The 12,920-nt window shown below is 32.6% G+C and carries 11 protein-coding genes; 10 read left to right on the top strand and 1 reads right to left on the bottom strand.

Annotated features, from left to right (window positions below):
• Positions 1–300: 300 nt before the first annotated feature.
• From N4T77_RS03555 to N4T77_RS03525, 7 genes are all read left to right on the top strand, one after another.
• The gene (locus tag N4T77_RS03555) at positions 301–1,401 is read left to right on the top strand and encodes an ABC transporter substrate-binding protein (RefSeq protein WP_261670365.1); all 1,101 of its coding nucleotides are present in this window, start codon (positions 301–303) and stop codon (positions 1,399–1,401) included.
• Between the two features lie 176 nt (positions 1,402–1,577).
• Complete coding sequence (locus tag N4T77_RS03550; RefSeq protein WP_261670364.1) at positions 1,578–2,396, top strand: ABC transporter permease; 819 nt, start codon at positions 1,578–1,580, stop codon at positions 2,394–2,396.
• A gap of 3 nt (positions 2,397–2,399) precedes the next feature.
• The gene (locus N4T77_RS03545; protein ID WP_261670363.1) at positions 2,400–3,194 is read left to right on the top strand and encodes an ABC transporter permease; all 795 of its coding nucleotides are present in this window, start codon (positions 2,400–2,402) and stop codon (positions 3,192–3,194) included.
• Positions 3,194–4,264 (top strand): ABC transporter ATP-binding protein, encoded by a 1,071-nt coding sequence (locus tag N4T77_RS03540; protein WP_261670362.1) that lies wholly within the window; start codon positions 3,194–3,196, stop codon positions 4,262–4,264. Before N4T77_RS03545 ends, N4T77_RS03540 begins: the two co-directional genes overlap by 1 nt.
• A gap of 8 nt (positions 4,265–4,272) precedes the next feature.
• Positions 4,273–5,223 (top strand): carbohydrate kinase family protein, encoded by a 951-nt coding sequence (locus N4T77_RS03535; protein ID WP_261670361.1) that lies wholly within the window; start codon positions 4,273–4,275, stop codon positions 5,221–5,223.
• Positions 5,216–6,226 (top strand): ADP-ribosylglycohydrolase family protein, encoded by a 1,011-nt coding sequence (locus N4T77_RS03530; protein WP_261670360.1) that lies wholly within the window; start codon positions 5,216–5,218, stop codon positions 6,224–6,226. The genes N4T77_RS03535 and N4T77_RS03530 overlap by 8 nt, the downstream gene beginning before the upstream one ends.
• 27 nt (positions 6,227–6,253) lie before the next feature.
• Complete coding sequence (locus N4T77_RS03525; RefSeq protein ID WP_261670359.1) at positions 6,254–6,928, top strand: isochorismatase family cysteine hydrolase; 675 nt, start codon at positions 6,254–6,256, stop codon at positions 6,926–6,928.
• A 93-nt stretch (positions 6,929–7,021) separates the two neighbouring features.
• Here N4T77_RS03525 and N4T77_RS03520 read toward each other — a convergent pair whose 3' ends face one another.
• Positions 7,022–7,612 (bottom strand): NUDIX hydrolase, encoded by a 591-nt coding sequence (locus N4T77_RS03520; RefSeq protein ID WP_261670358.1) that lies wholly within the window; start codon positions 7,610–7,612, stop codon positions 7,022–7,024.
• Positions 7,613–7,902: 290 nt separating this feature from the next.
• On the opposite strand from N4T77_RS03520, the gene N4T77_RS03515 reads away from it, so the two are divergent.
• From N4T77_RS03515 to N4T77_RS03505, 3 genes are all read left to right on the top strand, one after another.
• On the top strand, positions 7,903–11,817 hold the full coding sequence (locus N4T77_RS03515) for an AAA domain-containing protein (RefSeq protein ID WP_261670357.1): 3,915 nt from the start codon (positions 7,903–7,905) through the stop codon (positions 11,815–11,817).
• A 37-nt stretch (positions 11,818–11,854) separates the two neighbouring features.
• Positions 11,855–12,316, top strand: coding sequence for a peptide-methionine (R)-S-oxide reductase MsrB (msrB, locus tag N4T77_RS03510; protein ID WP_261670356.1), 462 nt, complete (start codon positions 11,855–11,857; stop codon positions 12,314–12,316).
• 179 nt (positions 12,317–12,495) lie between these two features.
• Positions 12,496–12,918: a MarR family winged helix-turn-helix transcriptional regulator gene (locus tag N4T77_RS03505; RefSeq protein WP_261670355.1), complete on the top strand. Its 423-nt coding sequence runs from the start codon at positions 12,496–12,498 to the stop codon at positions 12,916–12,918.
• Positions 12,919–12,920: the final 2 nt, after the last annotated feature.

Raw genomic sequence — 12,920 nt, 5'->3', positions numbered from 1 at the left:
CAATTTAGATAAGTTTAAATGTTAGTACAGGTTAGTATAAAGTTTAAAGTATAGAAATAAAAAATCACATGAGGATTAAACCTCATGTGATTTTTTTATATAAAATATTTAATCAGAAAGGAATGCATGCATTCCTAATCTTATTTTGACTACCATTTCTTGCAAAAAAGAAGGGTATTTTAAGAATATATAGAATATATGGAATATAGAAATAGTACATATGTATACAGAAATGTAAACATATGTAGAAATAACAATAATAAAAATATCTTAATTTAATTATTTATAGGAGGAATAAAAATGAGTAGAAAAAGTTTCTTGAAAAAAGGAATGGCACTAGTGATAACAACTATCTTTACAGTTGGTTTTACAAGCTGTGGCTTAAAGTCAAATCAAGCAACCAGTGGACAACAGTCTGATAGTGCTGCTAAAACTCTTGTAGTAGTTAACTGGAAGGATTATGGCTCAGACAAAGCAGAGGTAGTAAAAGAATTTGAAGACAAGTATAAATGTAAGGTTGAACATATTTATATGTCTTCAGAAGAAGAATTACTCACAAAGCTAAGAACTGATGGAAAAGGCAAAATAGACGTAGTACTTCCTAATGCTTCTGTACTTCCAGTAGCAGAAAAAGAGGATTTACTTGAAGCAATAGATACTAATAAATTAGAAAATTATAAGAACATAGTAGATAAGTTTAAGAACTTACCTGAAAACAGTATGAATGGAAAGACTTATGCTGTTCCATGGGTTTGGGGTTCTACAGCATTAGCTTATAACACAAATATAATCAAAGAAAATATTGATAGTGTAAATGTTCTATGGGATGAAAAGTATAAGGGACAAATTGGATTTAGAGATGATTTCAATGATGCAGTAATGCTTACAGCTATTGCACTTGGACAAAACCCAAATAAACCAAGTGACTTAAATGCAATTAAGAATAAACTTCTTGAACAAAAGCCACTAAACAAGACCTATTGGAAAACTGGTGATGAGTGGTCTAAATTATTTGCAAACAACCAAGTAGCCCTTGGAGTTATGTGGAGTGGACAATCTGCTTCCATGAAAAAAGAGGGACAGCCAATAAAATTTGTGGTACCAAAAGAAGGTGCTATTGGTTGGGTTGATAACTGGAGTATAGTGAAAAATGCACCAAATCAAGACCTAGCTTATAAATTCATTGACTTTATGACCAGTAAGGAATTCCAGGAAAACTGGGCAAAATCCGGCGGACCAGCTCCCACAAATAAACTTGCAATAGCTGCTCTTGATCCAAAATTAGTTGAAGACAACTTCATGAGCGAAGCTGTGCTAAGTAAACTATACTTTATATCTTATCAGGATGAAGCAACTAAGAAAGCTTGGAATGAATTATGGCAGGAAGTTAAGGCAAAATAGTGTGATATATAAATTTAAGATTTAATTTGTGCGGGGTATATATTAGTAATTCTTCTCTATCATAAGTAATTTTTGAATATGACTTCAGAATCACTAATATATACCTATACATAGACTTAATTCTAGATTGAAGTATCCATATTTAACAAAAAGTGATTTTGAATGGAGGAAGAGAAATGAAGAAAAACTATCTACTTATGAGCCCTGCACTTTTTGTTCTTATTGCCTTTGGTATTGTACCATTATTTATAATGCTCTATTTTAGCTTTTTAAGTGATGGACAATCAGCCAGCTTTACATTACAAAATTACATAGATTTTTTTTCTAAAGGTCTATATGTAAAACTAACTGCAAAAACTATAAAGATAAGTTTTATTGTAACAGTTATTTGTTTATTAATAGCTTACCCTATGGCCTATATTATGGCTAAAATTGTTCGAAAGGGCAAAGGAATTATGCTTCTTCTTATTATCATACCCTTTTGGACAAGCGAACTTGTTAGAGCCTACTCCTGGCTCAACCTTCTTAGAGATGGTGGCATATTAGAGATATTTCTAAGAAAGCTTCACATAATTGGAAATGGTAGCTTAGGTATTCTGTTTACACAGGCAGCAGTTATAATTGGACTTACACATATTTTCTTTCCATACATGGTTATTACAATTTATATGTCCTTGGAAAAATTAGACGATTCTATTATAGAAGCATCAAAAAGCCTTGGAGCTACTGCTTTTAACACCTTTATAAATATTACTCTTCCTTTAAGTAAAACAGGAATTCTAACAGGTTCTATCTTAGTATTTATACCATGTCTTGGAAGCTTTGTTGAACCTAGAATATTAGGTGGAGTAAATGGTTCCGTTATAGGAACAATTATTGAAGATCAATTTTTTGAAATCTATGGATGGAATTTTGGTGCAGCAATAGCCTTTATACTTCTTGCCTTGGTGCTAGTATCTCTAGGCATATTTTCTAAGTTTAACAGGGAGGTGTAGCAGGTGAAAAAGCGGATATTTGGATGGACCTATGCCCTATTAATATTCACATTTCTATACATGCCAATAATTGTTATGGCGGTGATGTCCTTTAATAAATCAAGATATAATGCACTTCCTTTTACCTTTAGCACTGAATGGTATTTAGAGCTTTTTAATAATACAAAACTGATAAATGCAGCAATTAACAGTGTTTATATTGCTTTTATTACAGCTGTCCTCTGTGTAATTCTAGGAACTGCCTTGGTCCTTGAAATCCCTGAAGGAAAGAAAAAAATAAAGAATACTGTGAACTCTATAGTCCTTATGCCGTTGACAATTCCATGGCTTATTATGGGATTATCACTATTACTATTTTTAATGAAGGTTGGATTAAGCAAGAATTTATTTATATTAATAATTGGACATGTTATTATTTCACTGCCTTATGCAGTATTAGTAATAGGTGCTAGAGTTTCTGATATGGATAAAGCAATAGAAGAGGCATCCTACAGTCTTGGAGCAAATGAATGGACAACTTTTAGAAGGATAATACTGCCTGCCATATTTCCGGCAGTTATTGCAGGAGGATTCTTATCCTTTATGATATCCTTTGATAATTTTGTTATTTCTTATTTTCTAATTCCTACTGGCAATAGTACTCTGCCAATTGAAATATATTCTTCAATTAAATTTGGATTTACACCGGAGATTAATGCAGTAGCAACGATTATTTTAGCTGTTTCTTTAATAATAATTATACTTATTGCTCTTCTTATGCAATCATCCCTTAAAAATATATTTAGGAGGGGAGCTTAATGTCATATTTTCAAATAAAAAAATTAAGTAAAAAGTACGATTCAAATACAGTTTTAGACAACGTAGACCTAAGTATTGAAAAGGGAACCTTTTTATCCCTGCTGGGACCTTCCGGCTGCGGAAAAACCACAACTTTAAGAATTGTTGCAGGTTTCGAAAGTCCAGATGGAGGAGATGTAATAATAGAGGATGAAGTGATTAATAAAATCCCAGTGTATAAAAGAAATATAGGAATGGTATTTCAAAGCTATGCTCTGTTTCCTCATATGAATGTTGAGCAAAACATTGCTTATGGACTTGAGCAAAGAAAGATGTCACAAAGCGAAATTAGAAAAGAAGTAGCAAAAGCAATTGAAATGGTACAGTTAACTGGCTTCGAAAAGAGAAAGCCTAAGCAATTATCTGGAGGACAGCAGCAAAGAGTTGCCCTTGCTAGGGCATTAGTAATAAAACCAAGATTACTGCTTTTAGATGAAAGCTTAAGTGCCTTAGATAAAAAATTAAGGGTTGATATGCAGGTTGAATTACGTCAAATTCAAAAAAAGGTTGGTATAACAACAATCTTCGTTACCCATGATCAGGAAGAAGCTTTAACTTTATCTGATAAAATAGCAGTTATGAATAAAGGTGAAATTATACAATTAGATACTCCTCATGCTATTTATGAAAAGCCAGTTAACTCCTTTGTAGCAGGGTTTTTAGGACAATCAAATTTCTTTAAAGGAGTAATAAGGGATATCAGAGAGGATATCTACTGTCTTCAAATGGAAAATGGAGATAGGATACATATAGAAGCGGAAGAAAAGCTAAATTTAAATCAAAATTGTGTTCTTTCAATTAGACCAGAGAAAATTTCTATTGAAAAAGAAAAGCCTAGTAATAAGACTTTTTTAAAGGGAGTAATCAAATTTATTACCTATGCAGGTAACCTTTCTATATACAGGGTTGAGGTTATGGGAGAAGAAGTGATAGTGCAGCAGCAGAATTTCTTTGGAGAAGAAAAAGTTAAAAACGGAGATAATGTATATTTAACCTGGGATAAAGCAAGTAGTATTATTTTAAATGAGTAGGTGATTTTATGACAGTAATTAAGGAAAATAAGGTCCTTGTTATGGGCGGGATAATAGTTGATAAATATATTTTAGTAAATAAGTATCCCATTAGGGGAGAGGATACTTTAATTACAGATTCCTTTAACAGGGTAGGAGGATGTACAATAAATGTTGCCTGTGCACTAAAAAATCTTGGAATTGATGCATATCCTGTATCTGCTATAGGCATGGATGAAGATGGCGATACAATAGAAAAGTTTCTCCTAGAAAACAATATTAATAATGACTGTGTTGCTGTAGAAAAAAATAAAACCACAGGTTATTGCATTGTAGTTTTAGATTCTGCTACAGAGAGAACCTTTATGAGTTATAAGGGCTGTGAAGAGATGTTTTCCTATAGCCTCATAAAGCCTAATTTGGTAAAAGAAACTGCCTTTGTCTATTTAACAGGGTATTATCTATTAAGTAGCTATGCAGCAAAAATATTAAGGTTTATAAAAGAGGTTAAAGAAAGAGGAGCTTCTGTTATGTTTGATCCAGGTCCTTTAGTAGGTGAAATAGAGTCAGAAATATTATATTCAATTTTAGAGTTATGTGATGTTTTAATACCTAATGCTAATGAACTAGAGAAAATCAAAATAAAGTTAAATGCAGAGGAAGAGGTTGATAAATGGATAGAAAAATATAAGATAGAATACTTAATAATTAAAAATGGAGGAGAGGGAATCACTGCTTATAAAGGCAACAAAAAATACAAAGGGGCAGCTTATAATGTAAAATCAATGGATACTACAGGAGCAGGAGATAGCTTTGCAGCAGGATGTATTTATGGTTTTTTAAATAACCTTGAATTTGAAGAAGTGCTTAGCATAGGTAGTGCCTGCGGTGCTTTAAATACCACTTTTATGGGACCAAATGGAAAGTATAGCTTGGAAGATGTAGAAAGACTTATGAAAGGAGAGACTAATCATGCTTAATAGGGCTTATGGAGCTTTAATAGGTTCAGCTATAGGTGATGCTATGGGAATGCCTGCATCATTTATGACACCGAATCAAATAGAAAAATCCTATGGAAGGATTTTAGGCTTTAACAAACCATCATCAGAGCAGAGGGCTCATGGTTCCTTAGAGAAAGGAGAAATAACCGATGATACTGAAGAAAGTATTATTATTGCGTCAGTTTTAATAGAGAAAGCTGGCTTTCATGTAGAGCTTTTTGTAGATAAAATGAGACAATGGGCAATTAAAAATAAGATGTTGGAAACAACGGTTATTGGGCCAAGCACAAGAAGATTTCTAACTTCTATTATAAGCGGAGAAGATTATATTAAGGCAGCGAGATTGGGAGATACCAACGGTGGTGCTATGAGAGTAGCACCAATAGGAATCTTCCATCATGGAGATGTAAAAAATGCTGTAGAGGATGCCTTTCAATCAGCCATTGTATCTCACGGCAGCAAGCCAGGAGCAGCTTCCACCTGTGCTGTAGCAGCTGCTGTAGCCTGTGCAGTAGAAGGGAAGGAGCCAATTTCTGAGGTGATGAAAGCAGCAATTTATGGAGCACATTATGGAGAAGAAAAGGGGTATGATATACCGTCGCCTTCCGTTGAAGAAAGAATAAAACTGGCTATAAAGGTTGTAGACAGCAATAAGGATAAAAGCTTAGATGAAGTCTGTAAAATGCTGTACCGATTAATTGGAGCAGGTATGAAGAGCTATGAGTCTATTCCTTTAAGTTTAGGTGTTTTTTATGCTGGCGGTGGAATTTATGAGGAATGTTTACCTGCAGTAATTAATATCGGCGATGATGCTGATACTAATGGTGCTATTGTTGGTGCCCTCTGTGGTGCTTTCGGCGGTGCATCAAGTATTAGAGATCAGTGGAAATCACATGTAGAAAAGACCAATCATATAGATTTTTACAAGATGGCTGAGAATATTCTTTCTGCTAGAGATAAAAGAAAGAGTAACTTTAAATAAAAAAATTATTAATTGAGGGTGATAAGCATGGAAAGTGTGAGAAATAGATATTTATTTTTAGAAGAATTAAAATCTGCCTTTGAGAAAATGCTAGATGAATTAAACAGTAAACCATCATTGCATATAAAAGACTTAAATCCTAAAAATACTGTGCTAATAATAATAGATATGGTAAATGGTTTTTGTAAAGAAGGCAGTTTGTACAGCCCGAGAATTAAGTCTTTAATAGAAAATACTGTGGAAACAATGAAATTATGCAGAGAAAATAACATACCAGTTATAGCCTTTGCAGATAGTCACACAGATAAATCCCCTGAGCTTAAGGCATATCCGCCTCACTGTATTAAGGGAAGCTTAGAGAGTGAGATTATCGATGAAATAAAGGAAGTTGGTGGCTATACCCTTATAGAAAAAAATTCTACCAATGGTTTTCTTGAAGACAAATTCCAACAGTGGCTAAAGGAGAATTCCCAAATAACCAATATGATCGTAATAGGTGATTGCACTGATATATGTATTGAACAATTTTCAAATTGTGCAAAGGCTTATTATAATATAAAGGATATAGAGTCAAGGATAATAGTTCCTATGGATACGGTGGAGACCTATGATCTTGGAACACATAAAGCAGACCTTTTAAATATTGTAGCATCATTTATTATGGCGGGAAATGGTGTTGAATTGATTAAAACTATAGAATAAGGGATGGACAGCTTCAGATCTTAAAAAAATACTATTATGTAATGAAAAAACGTACTGAAAAAATTTAGTACGTTTTTTTAAAATCCAAGTTTACTAACAGTTAATAAAACTTAGAAGTGCCATATATGCTTTTATATCCATTTTAACATCTTTTTTTAGCAATTCTTCTGCTTCACTGCGAGAAATTAGCATAGCTTCGATGTCTTCATTCTCCTCAAGATATTTGCTTGTTATTTCACCTGTACAGCTGCAGTATACTAAAGCCAAAGATTCATCTGTCATTCCAGGTGAAACATAAGCTATATTTCTTGTCTTTTCCTCATCAATTTCTAAAAGAGAGAGTCCAGTTTCTTCTTTTAATTCTCTAGCTACAGCGGATTCAATGCTCTCATTACTATCTATAAGACCTGCAGGAAGTTCATAGATAAAGTCATTTAAAGGAACCCTGAATTGTTTTATTAATACTAGTTTTTTACTTTCCTTGTGAATAGCATTCATAACAACTGCATCCACTTTTTCTTTCCTGTCTTGGAAGTACTGCTCCTTTAAAATTTCAAGGCTTTTTCTTGAAGCAATTGTCCAGTGTTTTGTAGCTCCTTTTTTGTTTTTGTATTCAGCATTAAAAAGACTTAAAAATTTAGTTTCTGCTAAAGTAGTCAGCTTAGTTATTCTTTTATCTTTCATTAACATCACCCCTTATAGTTAATTTGTAAAAAATTTCAGTTAAAATCTTCCTAATAAATAAATTATACATATTACCAGCAGCTAATGGCAAATCTATTTTTCATAAAAATGATAAGCACAAGTAGATATCTTTTAATGGTCAAATACTTTAGTACTATAATATGGTTCACTTGGGCATAATTATTTTATAATGCATACAAGGAATTAGCATTAGCTAAGTACTTTTAATAAACATAGTATGGATCATTTATAGCAAAAAACTGTACTATCTTTGGTTGAGGTGAAGATTTATGAAGGAAATTCTCCAGAAATATAAGGAGAGACTTATTAATTTAAGCGGAAGAAACAGAAGTCTAGTAAGCATGACACTTCCTAAAAAGAGAGCCTTTGATATAGTTAAGCTTGAAGATATAAGAAAAGGAATAGCTGAGGAACTTATTCAGTGGATGTTAAACAGAGAAAGTAAAAGCTTTCTATTACTAGAGGACTCCTATGCCTATGTAAATGACAAAAAAGAAATTTTAAGAAAAGAACTTCCTAAAGATAAAAAACTGGAAATAGAAAAACTTAAAGAAGAAAAGCTAGATATGAAAGTACTAGAAGATAAACTTTTAGTAATTGAAGAAACCTTTAATGAAAAGTTAGACTGGGAACTGGCAAAGATAAATGAAAATGGGGAAAGGATAATTGATTTTTCTGCCAGTTTAAAAGCACTACATAAGGAAATAGGTGATATACATAAGGAAACAGGCAGATATGAGCTGTATATTGGCTATCCCTTTGTTGAGGGGAATCTTAAAGATGAAACTTTTGTAAGAGCACCTTTAGTACTATTTCCTGTTACCTTTTCAAGAAATGGAGATCAGTGGTATTGCAACAATATAGTAGATAGGCCTGTTCTCATTAATAAAGTTTTTTTAATGGCCTGTTCCAAACATAATGAAATTAAGTTACCAGCTATAGAAACAGAGTTTGAGGATATAGAAGAGGATTTTATACTAAAGATTATAGAGGACTTAAAAGACAACAGTATTATAGTAAACTATGAAGAAACTGAGCCTTTGAAGTTTAATGATTATAAAAAGAATACTATTCCAAAATACAGTTTAGGTGAGATTAAGGTTAAAAATTATATAGTAGTGGGACAATTTCCAATGGCAAACTCTATATATAAGGATTATATGGAATTGGAAACTATGGAAACTGACAATGAACTTTTAAGTCAGCTTCTTAAAAGTAATTCTGTAGGCACAGTTGTTGAAGAGGAAAAAGAAGAACATGGTAAACTTTCCTTTAGTGAAAAGGACCTATATTTAATATCTCCTTTAGATTATAGTCAGGAAAAAGCAGTTAAGAAGGTTAACGACTCAAAACAGCTGGTCATATACGGACCACCAGGTACAGGCAAATCACAAACTATTGTCAATATTATAGGAGATGCTCTGGCAAAGGATAAAACTGTGCTAATGGTATCTGAAAAAAGAGCAGCACTTGATGTAATATATAACAGATTGGAAGAACTAAATAAGAAGTCTGTGCTTATCCATGATATAAATGGAGATAAAAAAAGATTCTATTCTTTTATTGCAGAAGCATTAGAGGAAAGTGAAGCTGCCACAAATAAAGGCAAAGAGGAAATAGCAAGGTTAGCTAAGTCTATAGATGACAGAATTCAGCTTCTAGAACTTGTAGGTGAAGTGCTTCATAAGGAAAGGAGTTATGGCATTTCACTGCAGGAAATGTATTCCAAAACAAAAGGGATAATAGGAAAAGAAGATGAAAGATATGAAGACTTTAATAGATTCAAAAAAAATAATGATTTTAAGGAAGGAAAATATTACGAATTAAGAAACGCTATAGAAAGAATTAAAGATAAAGAGGTGGAAGCCTTTCAGAAGTATAGTGAACTTCTCAGTAAAAATCCTTTTATAGAAGATGTTAATCCTACAATGAACTTTATGGACATAGATGAGTTATCTGAAAAGATAGAAGCTATGGTACTACCTATAAAAAACATTATAAAGATTAGCTTAGAGGAAGATAAAATCTATGAAGGATTAATGAGTTTATTTAAGAAGCATTCCTATGAACTAGATAAGGAAGAAGCAGAAAAGTTAGCAGTAGTACTTAATGAAAAATATAATAATTCTCTTCTTAATAAGATAAATGATGGAAGATGGTGGAGCATTGGCTACTGGTTAAGCTATTCTGAAAATAAAAGATTGGAAGAAGAAAATAGAAAACAATTTTACGTAAAAGAGAGGGAATTTATAGATAAGGTAGTAAAAATATATCTACCAATACAGAAAGCTTTTCAGGACATATTAGTTGTAAAAAAAGCTCTCAATGATAAAGCTTATAATATGATTATTGAAAAATTCTTAAAGGGTGAGGATTTAACTGAATACTTTCTAGATATTATAGATGCACTAAATACAATAGAGAAGTACAGAGATGATCTAATAACTGTGAAAAATCTTGAGAAGTTAGAACGTAAGATATTAAATTATGCTTATAATAGCAATATAACGGTGATGAGGAAAAGAATAAATTCTCTTTTGGAATTTACTATACTCTATAATATTTTAGAAATAGAAAAGGAAGAAAAGGTTCAAAAGGTTCTTGAACAAATAAATTCTTTTAACAGTATAGTTGAAGACGTAGAAAATAGTATGGCTATAAAGCAAAAATTAAGTCGACAATATATTTTAGATAAATGGGCAGAAAAAATACCGAAGTTAGCAGAGGAGAGTAACTTTAGAGAGTTTAAAAGGCAAGCAAATAAAAAAAGATCTCTTTTGCCTATAAGAAAATACTTTGAAGAATACAGTGACTTGATATTAAAGATATTTCCTTGTTTCCTTTTAAGCCCTGAAACTGTGTCAGAGGTTTTTCCTCTTAAGGAAAAGATCTTTGATATAGTGATTTTTGATGAAGCATCACAAATCTTTGTAGAAAATGCTATTCCAACTATATTCAGAGGAAAACAAGTTGTAGTAGCAGGGGATGATAAGCAGCTTAAACCATCTTCAACTTTTAATTCCAGATTTAATGGCTGTGATGAAGAAGAGGATATGGATAACATAGCAGCTCTTGAAGAGGAAAGTTTACTGGACCTTGCCAAGGTAAATTATAATAGCGTTCACCTAAGCTATCATTATCGTTCAGAGTATGATGAACTAATCAATTTCTCAAACTATGCCTTCTATGGAGGAAGACTTCAAGTATCGCCAAACTTAAAAAGTGAAAGTGAATATGGAGCTCCTATAGAAAGAATAATGGTGGAAGGCAGATGGATAGATAGGTATAATGAAAGGGAAGCGGAGGAAATAGTAAATATTGTAGCAAGGCTATTTAAAGAGAGAAAAAATAAAGAAACCATAGGAATAATAACCTTTAACATAAATCAAAAATCCCTTATTGAAGATATGCTGGAAAAGAGAGGTCAGAAAGATGAGGAGTTTAAGAAGGCATATGTTAAAGAGATAGAGAGGGAAGAAAATAATGAAGATTTAAGTCTTTTTGTGAAGAACATTGAAAATGTGCAGGGAGATGAAAGAGATATCATAATATTTTCCACAGCCTATGCTAAAAATGAAAATGGAAGAGTATCTGTGAACTTTGGTTCTCTTTCACAGGATGGTGGAGAAAACAGGTTAAATGTTGCAATAAGCAGAGCTAAAAAGAAGATATATGTTCTAACCTCAATAGAGCCAGAGGAATTAAGTGTTGATTCTTCAAAAAATAATGGTCCTAGGCTCTTTAAAAGGTATCTCCAGTACGTTAGAGAAGTATCAAAGGGAAATAAAGAAGGAGCACAATTAATCCTAAATAGTCTTCTAGACAGCGATGTTAATAGGAATAGAGAAAGAAGACATGACAGCGATTTTGAAGCAGAGGTATATGAAGCCTTGGTTAAAAGAGGATATAAGGTTGATACCCAAGTAGGAGTATCCGGGTATAAAATTGATTTAGCAATATATGATACAAGGACTTCAAGCTATATCTTAGGCATAGAGTGTGACGGAGCAACCTATCATAGTTCAAAGTCAGCTAGGGAAAGAGATATTCATAGACAGAGATATTTAGAATCTAGAGGGTGGAGAATCATAAGAATATGGAGCAAGGACTGGTGGAGAAATCCTAATAAGGAAGTTGATAGAATAGTTAATCAGCTTACAGAAGGAGACAATAAAGGGGTTTAACAGGATAGAATTATATAAAGATTTAAGGAGGGATTTTATGGCCAGAGATTACAAAAAGCCTGGTAGAGAAGAATTGTTAAAAAAGCTTGATGAGCTTCAGTATAAGGTTACACAAGAAAATGCAACGGAAAGACCCTTTAATAACACTTATGATAACCACTTTGAAAAGGGAATATATGTTGATATTGTTTCTGGTGAGCCTCTATTTGCTTCAACTCACAAGTTTAACTCTGGCTGCGGTTGGCCAGCTTTTTCAAAGCCTATAAGCAGAGAGTTTATAAAGGAGAAGGCGGATTTTAGTCATAGCATGCATAGAATTGAAGTTAGAAGTAAGCATGCAGATTCCCATCTTGGTCATGTTTTTACAGATGGACCTGTGGAAGAAGGCGGCTTAAGATATTGCATCAACTCTGCTGCCTTAAGATTTATTCCTGTTAAAAAGATGAAGGAAGAAGGGTATGAAGAATACATTCCATTAGTAGAGGACAATGATAAGTAAGGATATAATTCTGTGAATCATGTAGTAGGTTAAATGCTAAAAATAATTATTAAGAAAGCCAATGCTTATATTTTGTTAAGCATTGGCTTTTTATTAGGCCTCTTGACATTAAGAAAAAAAGGGGTATAATTACCTAGGGTAACAGTTAACCAGGGTAACAATTTTCAGGAGGTAGTGAAATGCAAGGTTTTTTTCAACGATTCTTAACAATATATCGACCGCTTATAAGCAAATTAAATGAGCTATTAGGAGAATATGATCTTTCTTACTCCCTATGGCAAGTTATTATTTACTTGAAAACCAATGGACCATCTTCTCTTGTGGATATTTCTAGCCATTATAATATAGAAAAGCCTAGTGTTACTAGGAGAGTCCATACCTTGGAGGAAAAACTTATAGTAAAGGAAATAGTAACTAAAAACCGACGGGAAAAAATAATTCAGCTAACGGAATTAGGAGAAGAGATTTATCAATTATGTCGTGAAAAAATAACAAAGTTAGAGTATAGCGTAATGAAAGATATTCCCTTTGAGGAACAGGTAAATATCTTTGAAGTACTTCCTAAAATACTAGAAAACATTACAAAAGAAAAGGAGAAATAAAA

The sequence above is a fragment of the Clostridium sp. CX1 genome, from assembly GCF_025398335.1.
Lineage (GTDB): Bacteria > Bacillota > Clostridia > Clostridiales > Clostridiaceae > Clostridium_AM > Clostridium_AM tanneri.
The sequence above is the reverse complement of the archived record's forward strand: the minus strand, read 5'-3'. Positions and strand labels throughout refer to the sequence as shown.

Bases quoted from the DNA above. Each gene is read 5' to 3' on its own strand.
- N4T77_RS03555 (WP_261670365.1), top strand. From the start codon at position 301: ATGAGTAGAAAAAGTTTCTTGAAAAAAGGAATGGCACTAGTGATAACA.
- N4T77_RS03550 (WP_261670364.1), top strand. From the start codon at position 1,578: ATGAAGAAAAACTATCTACTTATGAGCCCTGCACTTTTTGTTCTTATT.
- N4T77_RS03540 (WP_261670362.1), top strand. From the start codon at position 3,194: ATGTCATATTTTCAAATAAAAAAATTAAGTAAAAAGTACGATTCAAAT.
- N4T77_RS03535 (WP_261670361.1), top strand. From the start codon at position 4,273: ATGACAGTAATTAAGGAAAATAAGGTCCTTGTTATGGGCGGGATAATA.
- N4T77_RS03530 (WP_261670360.1), top strand. From the start codon at position 5,216: ATGCTTAATAGGGCTTATGGAGCTTTAATAGGTTCAGCTATAGGTGAT.
- N4T77_RS03525 (WP_261670359.1), top strand. From the start codon at position 6,254: ATGGAAAGTGTGAGAAATAGATATTTATTTTTAGAAGAATTAAAATCT.
- N4T77_RS03520 (WP_261670358.1), bottom strand. From the start codon at position 7,612: ATGAAAGATAAAAGAATAACTAAGCTGACTACTTTAGCAGAAACTAAA.
- N4T77_RS03515 (WP_261670357.1), top strand. From the start codon at position 7,903: ATGAAGGAAATTCTCCAGAAATATAAGGAGAGACTTATTAATTTAAGC.
- msrB (WP_261670356.1), top strand. From the start codon at position 11,855: ATGGCCAGAGATTACAAAAAGCCTGGTAGAGAAGAATTGTTAAAAAAG.
- N4T77_RS03505 (WP_261670355.1), top strand. From the start codon at position 12,496: ATGCAAGGTTTTTTTCAACGATTCTTAACAATATATCGACCGCTTATA.